This window comes from Pseudomonas sp. B37(2017) (assembly GCF_002112885.1).
GTDB classification, from domain to species: Bacteria; Pseudomonadota; Gammaproteobacteria; order Pseudomonadales; family Pseudomonadaceae; genus Aquipseudomonas; species Aquipseudomonas paraglycinae.
In genome coordinates this window covers 1,321,953-1,337,385 of record NZ_NEIX01000001.1, presented here as the reverse complement: position 1 = coordinate 1,337,385, position 15,433 = coordinate 1,321,953, and the positions used below count along the sequence as shown (strand labels likewise).

Below are 15,433 nucleotides of genomic sequence, written 5' to 3'. Positions count from 1 at the left end.
AAGTTTCCTGTTTTGTGGACGGACTAACCGACAAGCTAATTCATGAGTCCGACGGGGACTACAAGGCAAAACCTACATGAAGCGATGAGTGCTACTCATCAATTCCACCAGCAGCGTTATTGCCCCACGCGGCCTTGGCAGGCCAGTGCTTAAAGGATTGATGAATGTTGCTCAACGTAACATCCCGTTTACCCCCGGTATTCATCCTCTTCAGTGTTGATTAGCTTGATGCAACCCAATCAACTCCGGGGCCGAAGCAGCGGCAATGCTTTGGTGAAACGATAGAGGAAATACCGATGAGCTTTTCGTTCGAGAATAAGGTCGCACTGGTCACTGGCGCTGCATCCGGGATCGGTTTGGCGACAGCCCAGGCCTTCGCGCAAGCGGGTGCATCCGTCATGTTGGCCGACATAAATGGAGAGGCCGCGCGGGTTGCAGCCGAGGCCTTGATTGGCGCGGGTCATCAGGCGATTGGAACTCGTTGCGATGTCTCTGACATTGATCAAGTTGAAGCCATGGTGAAAGAAACCATCGCTACTTTTGGGCGACTGGATGCAGCCTTCAATAATGCAGGTGTCCAGAACCTGTTGGCAGAAACAGCTGATGCCACCGCCGAGGATTTCGACAGGGTCATGTCGGTCAACCTGCGTGGCGTATGGAGCTGCATGAAGTTTGAGCTGGAGCATATGCGTCGACAAGGCAGTGGAACCATCGTCAACTGTTCATCCTTGGGCGGCCTGGTGGGTGGCGCTGAGCGGGGTAACTATCACGCAGCAAAGCATGGTGTGATCGGGTTGACCAAAAGCGCGGCGCTTGAATACGCAACCCGGAACATCCGCATCAATGCCGTGTGCCCGGGTCTGATCTGGACGCCAATGGCCGACCAGATGGTCGCCGCAGGGCAGGGCGAAGCGCTCGAAGCCATGATCAAAAGCGTGCCCATGGGTCGACATGGCCGCCCCGAAGAGATCGCCGACGCGGTTCTGTGGCTGAGCAGCAGCACCTCAACTTACGTGACTGGCCAATCCATCTCGGTGGATGGTGGTTTCATCATGCGTTGACGCCACACTGTCTGCGCAAAAACATTTGCAAACCTGTTCACCCAATAACCCCCGGCCTCTAGCAAATGGCTCTACTGGAGTTGACGGCAGAGTGCGCCTGAATTTCAGCCATAAGGAATGAAACCCGATGCCGAAATCGAACGCCACCAAGGCAGCCACGGTTCTGCTGATCGCTCTGGGTTCAGTCGTTCTCTTGACTGGATTGTTCATGCTTGTGGGCGGCAGCTACCTCGTAACGCTCGGTGGATCATGGTATTTCGCGCTCGCGGGAGCCGGATTGACGATCGCAAGTGTGCTACTCATTCGGCGCAGTCTGTTTGGCGCAATTCTTTATCTGGGGGTGTTCCTTCTTTCCATCGTTTGGGCGCTGTGGGAGGTGGGGCTGTCTTTTTGGCCGTTGTTCTCCCGGCTGATAGCGCTGGCCGTTATTGCCTTGTTCGTCCTGCTACTGATGCCGCGTTTGCGTCGCGGTGGACGCAGCGTATCCACTGCGCTTGGATATGGCGGTGCTGTGGTCGTCGCTGTTGGTCTTGTAGCGACTTTCTATGCCGCCTTGCAGCCACAGCCGATCCAGACGGCTGACGGTGCTCCCGCTCCTGTGCCCGGAAAAGCCGTAGGAACAGTTGAACCCGCAACTGACTGGCGTTATTTCGGCCATACCCCCTCTGGCACACGCCATGCCTTGCTGGACAAAATCACTCCACAAAACGTGTCCGGGTTGAAAGTGGCCTGGACTTACAGGACCGGGGAAACTCCCGAAGGAAGACAGGGGCACGTGGTGACGCCGCTTCACGTCAATGGCGTGCTCTATGGGTGTACCCAATCCAGCCAGTTGTTTGCTTTGGATGCCGATACGGGTAAACCGATCTGGCACCACGACCCACAGACTCAAGCCAATAACATCTACCCACGCTGCCGTGGCGTGGGCTATTACGACTCGACGCTAAACGCCACTTCGCCAGCCGTTGCCAGTGCAACTGCGGCTGCCTGCACGCGCCGGATCATTGCGACCACTGTTGACGCGCGCCTGATCGCGGTGGACGCCCAGACTGGGCAGGCGTGCACTGATTTCGGTGAGGGTGGCAGTGTCAGTCTGCGCATCGGCATGGGCAGTGCGGACAAGGAGCTCTACTTTCCAACCGCGGCCCCCACCGTGGTGCGTAACCTTGTCGTGGTCGGCGGACTGGTCTGGGACAACCAGAAAACAGGCGAACCGTCCGGTGTCGTACGTGCATTTGATGCTCGTACGGGCGCGCTCATTTGGGCCTGGGACTTGGGTAATCCGGCGATTACGGGTGAACCACCGGAGGGGCAGACTTACACGGCCGGTACCCCCAATGTCTGGTCGACGCCTGCTTTCGATGACGCCTTGGGCTTGATCTATTTGCCTACAGGCAACGCAACACCGGATTTCTGGGGCGGCCATCGCACCGAAGCCGATGATCGCTATTCATCCTCCATTGTTGCTCTGGACATTGCGACGGGGCGTGAGCGGTGGCGCTTCCAGACAGTACATCACGATATCTGGGACTACGATGTTCCATCGCAACCGGCGCTGTATGACGTTCCAGATGCCAAGGGTGGAACACTCCCTGCGCTGATTCAGACAACCAAACGCGGGCAGATTTTCATGCTCGACCGGCGCACAGGCACCCCGATTGCACAAGTGCGAGAACAACCCGTCCCTCAGGGGGGCGTTGCCGATGATCGAATTTCGCCCACGCAGCCGTACTCGGTCGGAATGCCGTCCATAGGCAACGAGCCGCTGAGTGAGAAACGCATGTGGGGACTGACGCCGCTCGACCAGTTGTTTTGCCGAATCGAGTTTCGCAGGTCGCGTTATGAAGGTGAGTTCACGCCGCCCAGCGAGCGACTGACCATTCAGTATCCAAGTTGGCTGGGTGGCATGAATTGGGGCTCGGTTTCCATCGCGGAAAACCTGGGCTACATGATCGTCAACGACACCCGTGTCGCTACGCGCAGCCGGATGATTCCCCGCGCTGCCTACGATGAGAAAGTGCTTGCCGGTGGCGGGCATGAGGGCAATGCGCCGCAGGCGGGAACACCTTGGGGTATAGAGCAGGGGCGCTTCTTGTCGCCCCTGGGTATTCCTTGTCAGGAGCCGCCCTATGGAACGATCAGCGCTGTGGATTTGGCAACACGCAAAGTGGTCTGGTCGATGCCTTTAGGCACGACCGAGCAAACCGGCCCGTTGGGTATTGCTACACATCTACCGATGCCCATAGGCATGCCGACACGCGGCGGTCCTGTCACCACTTCAAGCGGATTGATCTTTATTGCCGGCTCCCAGGACTTCTACATCCGCGCCTTCGATGTGCGGACAGGGAAAGAATTGTGGAAGGGGCGCCTGCCTGTCGGTGCTGAAGCGACGCCCATGACTTATGTATCGCCAAGAACGGGCAGGCAGTTCCTGGTCGTCAGCGCTGGCGGCAACTCGGCGACAACACAGAAAGGAGATTACGTGGTGGCCTATGCACTCGGAAGTCAAACTCAACCATGAAGGTCAGCCTTCGATTCGTCCTATAAGGAACAACCATGCAACTCAAACGCGCAGGCTCTCAACCGTCCGTAAAAGGTCCAGATGAGTGGTTCACTGGAACCGTCAGGATCGACCCTCTCAACTTTCCACCCGAGCCTGCGAGGGTGTCGGTGGCAAGCGTCACCTTCGAACCAGGGGCACGTACTGCCTGGCACACCCATCCACTGGGCCAGACGTTGATCGTTACCGCAGGCTGTGGCTGGACCCAGTGTGAAGGTGAGCCGATCGTGGAAATACGAGCGGGTGACGTTATCTGGTGCCCACCTGGCCATAAGCATTGGCATGGTGCTTCGATGACAACTTCGATGACCCATATCGCGGTCCAGGAAGCCCTGAACGGAAAAAACGTTGAGTGGCTGGAGAAAGTGACGGATGAGCAATATCAGATCGGGCCTGAAGAGCATGCTTCGTGTAAGCACGGCCACTGATATCTCCCGTGATGAACGTTACTCCTTCGCCATGTCGAAATCAGACGCTCCCATGCCGCTCCCAGGCTATTTACGATCAACTCCAGGCACGTAAGGTGACGCATCATTTCATCGCCCTGCGTCGTCGTCCGACCGATTTTTAACGCTGCAGCGCTTGAGGTGCGCCGCTCTGGAGCAGGGCAACAGGAAGAAATGATGATCGCCTGACACGTCGTCAGTACGCCCAAACGTCGATCACCAGAGAACAACAAAAACAATGAATAGCCTGAACTCGAAGGACTCGAACGGTCAGTTGGCGCAGGGCTTCAAGCCGCGTCATGTCACCATGCTTTCCATCGCCGGCATCATCGGTGCGGGGCTGTTTGTCGGCTCCGGCCACGCCATTGCCGCCGCCGGCCCGGCCGTCTTGCTCGCTTATCTCTTCTCCGGTCTGCTGGTTGTGCTGGTCATGCGCATGCTCGGCGAAATGGCCGTGGCCCATCCGGACACGGGATCATTTTCCACCTATGCCGATCAGGCCATCGGGCGCTGGGCGGGGTTCACCATCGGTTGGTTGTATTGGTGGTTCTGGGTGCTGGTCATTCCGATCGAAGCGCTGGCCGCCGGGCATGTGTTGAATCAGTGGTTTCCCCAGGTCGATGCGTGGTTGTTCGCGTTGTTGTCGATCATTTTGCTGGTGGTAACCAACCTGTTCAGCGTGTCCAAGTACGGCGAGTTCGAGTTCTGGTTCGCGATGGCCAAAGTGATGGCGATCATCGGGTTCATCGGGCTGGGTTTTGCGGTGTTGATGGGCTGGATTCCGGAGCGTGAGGCCAGCGGATTGAGCCGGTTGATGGAAGAGCACGGCGGTTTCGCGCCCAATGGTTTGTCGGCGGTGGTCGGCGCCTTTATCACCATCATGTTCAGTTTTATCGGGACCGAAGCGGTGACCATCGCGGCCGCCGAATCGAGCAACCCGGCGCAGAACATCGCCAAGGCCACGCGCTCGGTGATCTGGCGCATCGGCGTGTTTTATCTGCTGTCGATTTTCGTGGTGATTTCCGTGGTGCCCTGGAACGATCCGCTGCTGGCGTCCGTCGGCTCTTACCAGCGCGCGCTGGAGTTGATGAACGTTCCCAACGCCAAATTCCTGGTCGATGTGGTCGTGCTGATCGCCGTGGCCAGTTGCATGAACTCCTCGATCTACATTTCCTCGCGAATGCTGTTCTCGCTGGGCCGACGCGGCGATGCCCCGCAACCGCTGAAAGTGACCTCCGCTGCGGGCGTGCCGAGGGCGGCGGTGATTGCCAGCACCGTGATCGGCGCCGGGGTGACGCTGTTCAGCTATTTCATGCCGGCCGGGCTGTTCCAGTTTCTGCTCGCCAGCTCCGGCGCGATTGCGTTGCTGGTGTATCTGGTGATCGCGGTTTCGCAATTGCGTATGCGCCGGATGCTGCGTCGGCAGAACGTCGAGCTGACGTTTCGCATGTGGCTGTTTCCGTGGCTGACGTGGCTGGTGATCGCGTTCATCTGCGCTGCGCTGGCGGTGATGATGGTGACGCCCGAGCATCGTCTGGAAGTGACGTCGACCATTGGGCTGGCGCTGGCGATTTCCTTTATCGGGCTGGTGACCACGCGGCAGCATGGGCAGGTGAGGGCGGCGGTTTCGGCGGGCAAGGCCTAGGGTTTTTCTGGTGCTTGAACGGTGGGGCTATCCCCGGCATGGACGCAGGGGATGTCCGATCATCGGGCTTCGGCTCGCAGCCAACGTCTGACTTCGCCCTGTATCGCGTAGGCCGGCGCCTCGACCGCATTGAAATCCTGCGTATACCGCTGCGCAAACCCGTCGACTCCCCATTCCTGAAACTGCTGCACGTGCTTCAGTTCGTGCGCCCAGAGTGCAACGTTCTGTTCTGCGGTTTCAGCATCGCGGAACAGGATGATGTCGATCAGCGTCACCGCTCCGACATCCGGGTTTTGCAGGATGGCCGTGGCGGCGTTGTATTGGCCGTCATCGGTGATTTTGTAGTGCACGGCATCGAGGACGCTGGGGTCATACCAGCGCAGCAGTTGCTCCCGGATATGCGGGGGAATCGATTTGATGTCGGTGCTGGCGGCTTCGGCGCGGGCCTGAATCAATCCCATGGCCAGCGCGGGAGCCGCGATCCGAAAGAGGTCTTCAGACAGACGTTCCGGGTCCGGCAGGCAAATGCAGCTGTCGAGGCATACTTGTTTTTCGCCGGCAGGGCATGGGTCAGCCTGGGCCGGCGCTACAAGGGCAAGCCAGGTGACGAGGCTGATAAGCGTGGAGGGCATGGGCGCTTTTCGATGTATGGCCTCTTCAGGGCGTCTTCTCGGGAACGACAAAATTGACTGTCGCACTGGTGAGAACCCGGTGAGTCGGATCCGCCACTTCAAGCAGAACCTTATGATTGCCGGGTGTCAGCCCCACCAGGATGATCGGATCTTCACTGGTGTGCGCCCAGGTGCCTTTCCAGTCGTCGACAGTGACATGCAGGTGACCGAGACGAGGTGATACTTCCGCCGCCGCATTGCCAAACACCGGCATGATTCGGGCATGTTCGGTTCGGTACTGGATGATGACAACACCACGGGCAAGTGGCGCAGGGAGGGGCGGGTAGGCGATGAGCTGCGGCGCCGATTCGGATTGCACCGGGAGTATTGCGGGTGGCTGTAGTGTGTCAGCCCCTTGAACATGCGCCGTCATGCAAGAGACGACACCCATGGCAAGGGCGAACAGGTGTTTGGGGGGGAGGGGCATGGTGGTTTTCTCCCGCGTGGTTTCACTTAAGGCTAGATCAAGCCGGGCAGTTTCACCGACCTGTTTCGCCCCAAGGCCTTGGCACTGTACAGCGCCTCATCGGCGGCCTCGATCAAACCTTGCACAGGGGTTAGTCGGGAACCGGCGGCAGTGGCAATCCCGATGCTGATACTCACTCGTCCCAACGGGCTGGATTCGTGGGAAATGTTCGCTTGCTGCAACCGGTCGAGGATCAGTTGCGCCACGATCTGCGCACCTTCGCTGTCGGTATTGGGCATGATGACGCCCATCTCTTCACCGCCATACCGCGCCACAAGATCCGAGGGACGGCGCACGCACGTCTCCACGACGTTGCCAACGCGTTGCAGACAATCGTCGCCGGCAACATGCCCGTAGGAATCGTTGAACAGTTTGAAGTAGTCGATATCAATCATCAGCAGTGCCAAGGACGTGCCGTCGCGCTGCGCTCGTCGCGCCTCCAGGTCCAGCGTCACATCGAAGCAGCGTCGATTGGCCAGACCGGTCAGGGCGTCCTTCATTGCCAACAGCTCGAGTTGCCTGTTTGACGAAAGCAACTGCTGCTGAGTGCCCATCAACTCCGCTTCTACTTGGGTTCTGCGTCGGATATCCAGTATCAAAAACCAACCGATGAGACCAGTCAGCGCCAGCAGGCCCGTCACCACCACGGCCGATAGCAGCGCCTCCGTTCGCCACGCGGCGAGGGCTTCGCGTTTCCCGAGTGCGACGGTCGTGATCAACGGCAGCCGGTCACTTTTGCGAAAGGCGTAGAGCCTTTCCACACCGTCCAGGCTGGAGGTGAACGAGGCGGTGCCGACAGAGCGATCCACCAGGTACTTGGCGTAGATCGGTGATTTTGAAAAATTGCGCCCCATGTCCTGCTCGCGGAAGGGGTAGCGAACCAGCAACGTACCATCGGTATAGGACAACCCGATGGCACCCTCCTGGCCGACATCGATCTTTCCAAACAGCCGCAGAAAGTTTTCGATGCCCAAGGTCACCGCGACCACTCCGGCAAACTCACCGCGAGCATCATTGAAGCGTCGACTGACGGTGATGACCCATTCCTGATTGGAGCGGCTCTGAATGGGCGGACCGATAAAGGTCTCGGGGGAGGGATCATCGCGGTGATGAATGAAATAGGCCCGATCACTGCTATTTGCCCCGGCCGGAATCGGCCGGTTGGAGGACATCAGCCAGCGTCCCTGACTGTCGTAGATGGTGATGCCGCTGAGCTGTGGCATCAGCGGCTCCTGCCGGTCGATCAGCGAACTGATCCGCTGGATCTGAACGGGGCCACTGCCTTCGGTTTCCAGGCGTTCGACGAGCCCGAGCAAAAGCGCCGAACTTTGGCGGACAATGCCTTCGGAATAGGTGACAAGCGCCTGGGTCAGGTTCAACCCGTGAACGTCCACTTCCTCCAGCGCTCGCTCTCGAGAGGCCAGCACCTTCCAGACAGTCAGTGAGGCCAGGGAACAGCCGATAACCAACAGCAAAAGCACAACCAGGTGCGTATCTCGCTTCACGTCACTACCTTATGGAAAGTCCGTTTTTCCGTTCCAGAGGCTATTGGATCAAGGCAATAACGGCAGCCGTTCGTCCTCATCGTGCGCAAGGATACAAGCAGTCAGGTGTCGCTGCAGCAATAGATGAACGGGTTACTGCACCGACCCCCGCTGCACCTCAACCGCGTTTCGGCAGCTTCCAGTTCGGGCGAATGAAGTGGCAGGTGTAGCCATTCGGAATGCGCTCGAGGTAATCCTGATGCTCCGGCTCCGCTTCCCAGAACGGTCCCGCCGGTTCGATTTCGGTAACCACCCGGCCTGGCCAGAGGCCTGACGCGTCGACATCGGCCGCAGTGTCTTCGGCGACATCGCGTTGCTGCTCGTTCAGGTAATAGATCGCCGAACGATAGCTCGGACCGAGGTCGTTGCCCTGACGGTTGGGCGTGCTCGGATCGTGGATCTGAAAGAAAAACTCAAGGATCTGCCGATAGCTGATCACGGCAGGGTCGAAGACGATTTCGATGGCCTCGGCGTGATTGCCATGATTGCGGTAGGTGGCGTTCGGCACGTCACCGCCGGAATAACCGACCCGCGTCTGCAGCACGCCGGGGTAGCGGCGCAACAGATCCTGCATGCCCCAGAAGCAGCCGCCGGCGAGAATGGCAGTTTCGGTTTGAGTGGTCATGGCATGTCCTTCCTCTCGAATGGGTCGCAGATGTTCCTTGATATGAGGGAGTGTGAGCCGATTCCAAGGTTGAGCCGGTAAATAAATCGTGAAGCGTCGGCTTACGGTGTTTGCCCACCACCGGCGAGCCAACCATCAGGCTCCATTTCTTTGCCACACGTTGCGGCTACTTTCAAAAAATGCCGCTGACTGGCTGAAACCCTGATGGGCAAACCGGGTTCTTCGGTACGAAGTCTGGAAGCAAGCGCTGGTTGAGCTTTTGGCTTCTTGTGTTTCATGGACACCTCTCGTGCCTGGTTGCTTGAATCGAGGTCCAGCGGAAAGACGCCTTTTCTTCGCATCCTCTGTGTTCTGTCCGGATCAGGCAGTAGATGGTATCGAAGGCGAGGGTGCCCACGTAATCAGGCGTGAGGGACGGCTGCTGTAGGACGCTGCTTATGTGCGTGAAGGACGCAGGAATTGGCTGGTTTTAGTCACACTCAGCGATCCGTACGCGGCATCGCCGCAATCGGCTGGATCTGCCGGGATGCCTGCGCCGAGCACCAGCGATTCCGCCCTTGCTGCTTGGCCTGATACAGACAGGTATCGGCTGACTTGAGCAGGGTGGCCGGAGTCACCGCATCGTCAACCGGATAACGCGTGGTGATTCCCGCACTCGCGGTGACATACCCCAGAGGATGCCCGGCATGTTCAAGCTCCAGCGAGCGAATGGTCTGCAGAATGTCTTCAGCCACCTGAATTGCCCCGGCGCTGTCGGTGTTGGGCAGCAGCACGGTGAATTCCTCGCCACCGTAGCGAACAGCCAGATCCGAAGGCCGCTTGACCGCTTTGCGAATCCCGTCGCCGACCGCGATCAGGCAGTCATCGCCGGCAGCGTGACCGTACTGGTCGTTGTAGCGCTTGAAGTAGTCGACATCGAGCATGATCAATGACAGCGGAGAACCCTGACGTCGGGCCAGGCGAATCTCATCCGTCAGCGCCGCGTCCAGTCGACGGCGATTGCCGAGGCCTGTGAGGCTGTCGGTCAGCGCCATGTCGCGCATGGTCTTGTGCGCGGAACGGATCTCCCGTTCCATCGCCATCCGCTGGCGCAACTGGCTCAGGACGATGAGCCCGAAACAGGCCAGCACCAGAATCAGGAACACCAGCACGAAGCCGTTTTTCAGCAGGTCCTGGCGCCACGGCGCAACGATGGAGTCACGGGACAAACCGGCCTCGACCACCAGCGGGTAGGTGGTCAGTGCGCGATAGCCGTAAAGCCGCTCAGTGTCGTCAACCACCGCCCTGATCTGGGCGATGCCCTGGTTGGAGCTGGGCAGGTAGGTCTTGAAAATTTCGCTGTTCGCCAGGCTTTTGCCGACCACCGAGGCAATGAACGGTCGGCGCACAAGAATCGTGCCGTCGCGCATCGCCAGCACCAGCGCGCCTTTGTCATCGATGCGGAAGTCACCGTAATAGTCGACGAAATAACTGACCTTGACCGTCCCCAGCAATACGCCGGCGAACGATCCGTCGGGGTTATTCAAGCGGCGCGAGATCGGAATGATCAGGTCATGAGTGGAACGACTTTCCACCACCTGACCGATGCGCACGCGCCGGTCTTCATGGGTGCGGTGGTACTGGAAATAATCACGGTCGGCGTTGTTGGCGGTCTCGGGCGTGACCTCCTTGTCGGTCACGATCCAATGGCCGTCCGGACCGTAGATGAACAGGCCGTGCAGCTGCGGCATGATTTTCGACTGCTGGATGAGCAGCTTGTGAATCCGCGCCACATCCAGGTTCTGCAGACCATCGCCTTCGACCCGCTCGGCCAGCCCCGCAGTCAGCACATCGACTTGGCGGATGGTGTCCTCGGCATGCTGCGCCGTGGCGCGGGCGAGGTTGGTCACCGAATCACGCGCGGACGCAAAGACCGAACGATAGTCGCGCCAAGTCCGCCAGCTCTCTACCGCCAGAAAGGCCACGACCACCATCAGCATGAAACTGACGGTCAGCCGAAAGGTCGAGCCGGCCTTCACGCCTTTGCGGGGCGCGCGCGGTGCTTCATCTGGAGTGGGCGCTTGCGTGTTGCGTCCGGGCATCAACATTTCCCTGGAGGTCGTTCTGAGCGGGTCGGCATTATGACAAGGATAGGCGTGAAGGTCGGGGTGGCTGTGTGAACTGCCTGGCAGTTTGAGTGGATTGTCCGTTTTGGGTTGACGGTGAAACGCTTTTCAGACGATTTATCGCTTTCAGGCGAGTCAGTAATCTGTGCCCATCTTGAACGCAAACGCACTTCCACAACTAAAAAGGGATTCAAACATGAGCACTCCAACCTACAACCGCCTGAACAAAGACGACGCCGTAGTTCTGCTGGTCGACCACCAGACCGGTCTGATTTCTCTGGTTCAGGACTTCTCGCCAAACGAGTTCAAGAACAACGTGCTGGCGCTGGCCGATCTGGCCAAATTCTTCGAGTTGCCGACCATCCTCACCACCAGCTTCGAACAAGGCCCGAACGGCCCGCTGGTGCCGGAACTCAAGGAAATGTTCCCGGACGCGCCGTACATCGCCCGCCCAGGCCAGATCAACGCTTGGGACAACGAAGACTTCGTCAAGGCGATCAAGGCCACCGGCCGCAAGCAGATCATCATTGCCGGTGTCGTGACCGACGTGTGCGTAGCGTTCCCGACCCTGTCGGCGCTGGCAGAAGGGTTTGACGTGTTCGTGGTGACCGACGCCTCCGGCACCTTCAACACCACCGTGCAGCAAGCCGCGTGGAACCGCATGACCCAGGCAGGCGCACAGATGATGAACTGGTTCTCGGTGGCCTGCGAACTGCACCGCGACTGGCGCAACGACATCGAAGGCCTGGGCAATTTGCTGTCCCAGCGCATCCCGAACTACCGCAACTTGATGAACGGTTATGCAGCGCTGACGGCGCATCAGAAATAACCGGATGCCGGATAGACGAAAGCCTGCTTTGAAAAAAGCAGGCTTTCGTTTTTATTGCGTTACTCCGGACGCGCCCGTCATTCGATTGGCTGAGCTCTATAGGTTTTATAGAGCTGCTGAATCTCTGGGTCGTCAAGGCTCCCGTACGTAATGCCTTCTTTGTCCAGACCATCCAATCCTTTTATGCCGCCGATCATCTCCGGCCATTCGTCACGGCTGGAGATGTCGATGACGAACGGTAACAGGTAGGTGTCGAGATGCCCTTTGAACGGATCTTGAATTTCATTACTGAGTGCGCGGAGATACTCGTCCTTGTTGGTTTCTGACCAATCGATGGCAAACCTCGTCCGATAGCACAGCTCCATGTACACGAGCAGTATTGTGCGGCCATTGCCATCCAGAAACGGGTGAGCAGAGGCGAGCTGCCCCATCACTTCCCCTGGACGATCTCTGAAGCGTTTCTTGTTTGCTGCAAGTTCAAGAGCGTACTCGACGGACCTTTTAATGAGGTCGGGACGTTCAAAGACTGTGTGGTGAGGATCTTCTTTCGATCCCTTGAAAACAGCGAGGTGGGGGACGAGTTCGTTCCTGTCTTTTCCCGCCCAGGGATAGAAACCGGAGAACAGGATTTCATGTGTCTTTAGAACGGATTTGAAATCGATGGTTTTTCTCTTTGCCAGATAGGCCAGAGCGTCTTCGATACTCGCTTCGAAGGCGAGATGCTCGGACTCTTTTACTTCAGTGGGGTCTTTGAGCTTGAGCGAGTTTTGAAGGTAACCCGCTGTTTCGAAATCGCCGAAAGGATCAAATATCATGCACTAAGCTTCTTTTTCGAACGCCTCTTTTCCTCAAGGTAGCGTCCTTGGTACGACATGATTTCGGACTTGTTCAGCACACCTTTCTTTTTGAGGTTGACGAGCAATTGCTCAACACCGTCCAATTCAACTACATCTCCTGCCAGACGAGTGATGGTAACCGCCATGCAGCTCATGCTGTCACGGTCTGCGGTAACGTGATGTGCCTTGGCAAGCCGACGAACCTCGGTTGCGACGCTGTCAGTGGCTGGTTTAGTCATTATGAAAGCCCTTGTTCACTTGCTCTGAGCATAGCATGACGCCGCTTCCGCAGATTTTCCAGCCGGCGCGTCCCGAACAGCCACAGCCTGATGAACGGCTACGCAAGCTCGCAGCCATCCAAAAACCAATGCTTACAAATAGACGAAAGCCTGCTTTGAAAAAAGCAGGCTTTCGTCGTTTCTACCGCAAACAGAAGCGCAGGGAACTCGTCACCTCAAACCGTGACGACAATCTTCCCGACCTGCTGATTGGCCTCCAGAAAGCGATGCGCTTCCTGAATGTCATCCAGGGCAAACGTCCTGGCGATGATCGGTTGCAGCGCACCCGAAGCCAGCCCGTCGCCGATGAAAGCCTTGGCGCGTGCCAGGATGGCCGGGTCGGAGACGATCTCTGTGTAGAGGTAACCCTTGAGCGTCAGGCATTTGCCGAGCACGGTGAACAGCGGGAACGGCGTCGGTTCCGGGCTCAGGGCACCGTACTCCAGCAGGATGCCGCCGCGCGCCATGCTTTGGGTCAGCGGTTCGAACGACGGGCCGCCCACCGGATCGAACACCACCCGCGCGCCTTTGCCGTCGGTCAGCGCCATGACCGCTGCAACCATGTCTTCTTCATCGCTGACGATCACATGCGCGGCGCCGGCGTCGAGCAAAGCTTGGTTCTTGGCGCAGGTTCGAGTGACGGCAATCGAAGTGGCGCCGACCATTTTGGCAATCTGGAAGGCTGCCAGGCCGACGCTGCTGGAGGCGGCAGTGACGATCACGAAATCGTCCTTTTGCAATTTGGCCTGTTCGACCAGTGCGCCCCACGCGGTGACGTATTGCATCCAGGATGCCGCCGCTTGTTCAAACGACAGGTTCTGCGGGTGCTTGACGGTGAGGTGGGCGGGCACGTTGGCCAGCTCGCCGTAAGTGCCCCAGCGCGCGATGTCCAGCGGCGGAATCAGGCTGACGGCATCACCGATCTTGAACTCGCTGGCGTTGGCGCCAACCGCCACCACCACGCCTGCGGCTTCGTAGCCAAGACGGCTGGGAAACTCCGCTTCCTGCAGATAGGCGTGGTTGCGGAACATCACCTCGGCGCGATTCAGGCCAAAGGCTTTGACCTCGATCTGCACTTCGTCCGCTGCGGGTGCCGGGACGTCGACGTTTTCCAGTTTCAGGACGCTCGCGTCACCGTATTCATGAATCCTGACAATGCGTGCCATCTGTTCTTCCTCGGTTATCGATGAAATTGTACCGGCGTGATCCGGTGACATGGACGCCAATTTAGGCTTTGGCCTGCTCCGGATAAAGGCCTAGGATGGCGCAACACTAGAAACAACGAGTTTCCAATGGATCGCCTCACACTCATGGCCACCTTCGTCAAAGCGGTCGAGCTGGGCTCCTTCAGCGCGGTGGCGGACGAGCTCAACCTGTCCCCGCAAATGGTCGGCAAGCAAGTGAAAATGCTCGAGCAGCATCTGGGCGTTTCGCTGCTCAACCGCACCACCCGCAAGCAAAGCCTCACGGATTTCGGCCGCACGTTCTATCAGCGGGCGAAACTGATTCTGGCCGACATGGACGCCGCCGAAGAAATGGCCGCCGTCACCCGAGGCGTGCCCAGCGGTCGACTGCGGATCAATGCGCCCGTCACGTTCGGCGTCAGTTCGCTGTCGCCGAAGCTGCTGGAGTACATGGTCCGATACCCGCAAGTATCGGTGGACCTGACGCTGTCGAACGAATTGGTCGACCTGGTGGACGGCGGATACGACGCGGTGTTCCGCATCGGCGAACTCGCCGACTGCGGCCTGAAAGCACTGCCGCTGATGCCCTATCAAATGGTGCTGTGCGCAGCGCCGTCCTACCTCGCCCGCCGCCCACCCATCACGACACCCTGGGATCTTCAGGAACATGAATGCCTGGCGTTCGCCTATTCGGACGGCCGCTCACACCTGCGATTCGAAGGCCCGGAAGGCTGCATCGACGTGCCGATTAAAAGCCGATTGACGATTAATCAGGGCGATCCGTTGCTGTCCGGGGCAGTGGCGGGGCTGGGGGTGGTGATGTTGCCGCTGGAGCTGGTCAAGGATTCGCTGCGAAGCGGGACGCTGGTGAGTCTGCTGCCGCAGTACAAGGTGCCGGTTTCGCCGATGAATCTGTTGTATGCGCCGGATCCGAGGCTGACACCCAAGTTGAGGAGTTTTATTGATTTTGTGCGCGTAGCGTTTGGATAAGCGCTGCATTGAGTGATGAAGGCTTAACGATCAGAGATTTGTCGCAACAAAATCCCTGAATCCGAGCTTCACATACTTTCGCCACTCATCGACAATGCGCGCTCTGTTCCGGGGTAGTTCAGCGGTAGAACACTCGGCTCTTAACCGGGTGGGCGCTGGTTCGAATCCAGCCCCCGGACCCACTACATAGTAG

The 15,433-nt window shown here is 58.5% G+C and carries 14 protein-coding genes and 1 tRNA gene; 7 read left to right on the top strand and 8 right to left on the bottom strand.

Annotated elements, in window-relative coordinates; all coding sequences use genetic code 11:
- Positions 1-296: 296 nt before the first annotated feature.
- From CAF90_RS06090 to gabP, 4 genes are all read left to right on the top strand, one after another.
- Positions 297-1,061, top strand: coding sequence for an SDR family NAD(P)-dependent oxidoreductase (locus tag CAF90_RS06090; protein WP_085604899.1), 765 nt, complete (start codon positions 297-299; stop codon positions 1,059-1,061).
- Between the two features lie 127 nt (positions 1,062-1,188).
- Positions 1,189-3,582 carry a membrane-bound PQQ-dependent dehydrogenase, glucose/quinate/shikimate family gene (locus tag CAF90_RS06085; RefSeq protein ID WP_085604896.1) on the top strand — a complete coding sequence of 798 codons (2,394 nt, stop codon included), beginning with the start codon at positions 1,189-1,191 and terminating at the stop codon, positions 3,580-3,582.
- A 35-nt stretch (positions 3,583-3,617) separates the two neighbouring features.
- On the top strand, positions 3,618-4,049 hold the full coding sequence (locus tag CAF90_RS06080; RefSeq protein WP_085604893.1) for a cupin domain-containing protein: 432 nt from the start codon (positions 3,618-3,620) through the stop codon (positions 4,047-4,049).
- Positions 4,050-4,305: 256 nt separating this feature from the next.
- Complete coding sequence (gabP, locus tag CAF90_RS06075) at positions 4,306-5,712, top strand: GABA permease (RefSeq protein ID WP_085604890.1); 1,407 nt, start codon at positions 4,306-4,308, stop codon at positions 5,710-5,712.
- A gap of 59 nt (positions 5,713-5,771) precedes the next feature.
- Here gabP and CAF90_RS06070 read toward each other — a convergent pair whose 3' ends face one another.
- From CAF90_RS06070 to CAF90_RS06045, 5 genes are all read right to left on the bottom strand, one after another.
- On the bottom strand, positions 5,772-6,344 hold the full coding sequence (locus tag CAF90_RS06070; protein ID WP_085604887.1) for a DUF4157 domain-containing protein: 573 nt from the start codon (positions 6,342-6,344) through the stop codon (positions 5,772-5,774).
- Positions 6,345-6,369: 25 nt separating this feature from the next.
- Positions 6,370-6,810, bottom strand: a complete 441-nt coding sequence (locus CAF90_RS06065) for a DUF6130 family protein (protein ID WP_085604885.1) — start codon at positions 6,808-6,810, stop codon at positions 6,370-6,372.
- A 32-nt stretch (positions 6,811-6,842) separates the two neighbouring features.
- Complete coding sequence (locus tag CAF90_RS06060; protein WP_085604882.1) at positions 6,843-8,354, bottom strand: diguanylate cyclase; 1,512 nt, start codon at positions 8,352-8,354, stop codon at positions 6,843-6,845.
- A gap of 157 nt (positions 8,355-8,511) precedes the next feature.
- Positions 8,512-9,018, bottom strand: a complete 507-nt coding sequence (gene msrA, locus CAF90_RS06055; RefSeq protein ID WP_085604879.1) for a peptide-methionine (S)-S-oxide reductase MsrA — start codon at positions 9,016-9,018, stop codon at positions 8,512-8,514.
- A gap of 479 nt (positions 9,019-9,497) precedes the next feature.
- Positions 9,498-11,099 (bottom strand): sensor domain-containing diguanylate cyclase, encoded by a 1,602-nt coding sequence (locus CAF90_RS06045; RefSeq protein WP_085604873.1) that lies wholly within the window; start codon positions 11,097-11,099, stop codon positions 9,498-9,500.
- Between the two features lie 220 nt (positions 11,100-11,319).
- Between CAF90_RS06045 and ycaC the strand changes: the two genes are divergently transcribed.
- A complete protein-coding gene (gene ycaC / locus CAF90_RS06040; protein WP_007958138.1) occupies positions 11,320-11,952 on the top strand; it encodes an isochorismate family cysteine hydrolase YcaC in 633 nt (210 codons plus the stop codon).
- Positions 11,953-12,029: 77 nt separating this feature from the next.
- On the opposite strand, the gene CAF90_RS06035 is transcribed toward ycaC, so the two are convergent.
- From CAF90_RS06035 to CAF90_RS06025, 3 genes are all read right to left on the bottom strand, one after another.
- A complete protein-coding gene (locus CAF90_RS06035) occupies positions 12,030-12,767 on the bottom strand; it encodes a Fic family protein (RefSeq protein WP_007958137.1) in 738 nt (245 codons plus the stop codon).
- Entirely contained in the window at positions 12,764-13,027 is a 264-nt protein-coding gene (locus CAF90_RS06030; protein WP_007958136.1) for a hypothetical protein, read from the bottom strand. The genes CAF90_RS06035 and CAF90_RS06030 overlap by 4 nt, the downstream gene beginning before the upstream one ends.
- Positions 13,028-13,242: 215 nt before the next feature.
- A complete protein-coding gene (locus CAF90_RS06025; RefSeq protein WP_085604869.1) occupies positions 13,243-14,232 on the bottom strand; it encodes a zinc-dependent alcohol dehydrogenase family protein in 990 nt (329 codons plus the stop codon).
- Between the two features lie 126 nt (positions 14,233-14,358).
- Here CAF90_RS06025 and CAF90_RS06020 point away from each other — a divergent pair, with 126 nt between their 5' ends.
- Both CAF90_RS06020 and CAF90_RS06015 read left to right on the top strand, forming a co-directional pair.
- The gene (locus CAF90_RS06020; protein WP_085604866.1) at positions 14,359-15,240 is read left to right on the top strand and encodes a LysR family transcriptional regulator; all 882 of its coding nucleotides are present in this window, start codon (positions 14,359-14,361) and stop codon (positions 15,238-15,240) included.
- 107 nt (positions 15,241-15,347) lie between these two features.
- Positions 15,348-15,422: transfer RNA gene (locus CAF90_RS06015), tRNA-Lys, on the top strand.
- Positions 15,423-15,433: the final 11 nt, after the last annotated feature.

What these genes read in the sequence shown, in the direction of transcription:
- ycaC (WP_007958138.1), top strand. Translation starts at nt 11,320, where the DNA reads ATGAGCACTCCAACCTACAACCGCCTGAACAAAGACGACGCCGTAGTT.
- CAF90_RS06020 (WP_085604866.1), top strand. Translation starts at nt 14,359, where the DNA reads ATGGATCGCCTCACACTCATGGCCACCTTCGTCAAAGCGGTCGAGCTG.
- CAF90_RS06090 (WP_085604899.1), top strand. Translation starts at nt 297, where the DNA reads ATGAGCTTTTCGTTCGAGAATAAGGTCGCACTGGTCACTGGCGCTGCA.
- CAF90_RS06035 (WP_007958137.1), bottom strand. Translation starts at nt 12,767, where the DNA reads ATGATATTTGATCCTTTCGGCGATTTCGAAACAGCGGGTTACCTTCAA.
- CAF90_RS06045 (WP_085604873.1), bottom strand. Translation starts at nt 11,099, where the DNA reads ATGCCCGGACGCAACACGCAAGCGCCCACTCCAGATGAAGCACCGCGC.
- gabP (WP_085604890.1), top strand. Translation starts at nt 4,306, where the DNA reads ATGAATAGCCTGAACTCGAAGGACTCGAACGGTCAGTTGGCGCAGGGC.
- CAF90_RS06085 (WP_085604896.1), top strand. Translation starts at nt 1,189, where the DNA reads ATGCCGAAATCGAACGCCACCAAGGCAGCCACGGTTCTGCTGATCGCT.
- CAF90_RS06080 (WP_085604893.1), top strand. Translation starts at nt 3,618, where the DNA reads ATGCAACTCAAACGCGCAGGCTCTCAACCGTCCGTAAAAGGTCCAGAT.
- msrA (WP_085604879.1), bottom strand. Translation starts at nt 9,018, where the DNA reads ATGACCACTCAAACCGAAACTGCCATTCTCGCCGGCGGCTGCTTCTGG.
- CAF90_RS06030 (WP_007958136.1), bottom strand. Translation starts at nt 13,027, where the DNA reads ATGACTAAACCAGCCACTGACAGCGTCGCAACCGAGGTTCGTCGGCTT.
- CAF90_RS06070 (WP_085604887.1), bottom strand. Translation starts at nt 6,344, where the DNA reads ATGCCCTCCACGCTTATCAGCCTCGTCACCTGGCTTGCCCTTGTAGCG.
- CAF90_RS06065 (WP_085604885.1), bottom strand. Translation starts at nt 6,810, where the DNA reads ATGCCCCTCCCCCCCAAACACCTGTTCGCCCTTGCCATGGGTGTCGTC.
- CAF90_RS06025 (WP_085604869.1), bottom strand. Translation starts at nt 14,232, where the DNA reads ATGGCACGCATTGTCAGGATTCATGAATACGGTGACGCGAGCGTCCTG.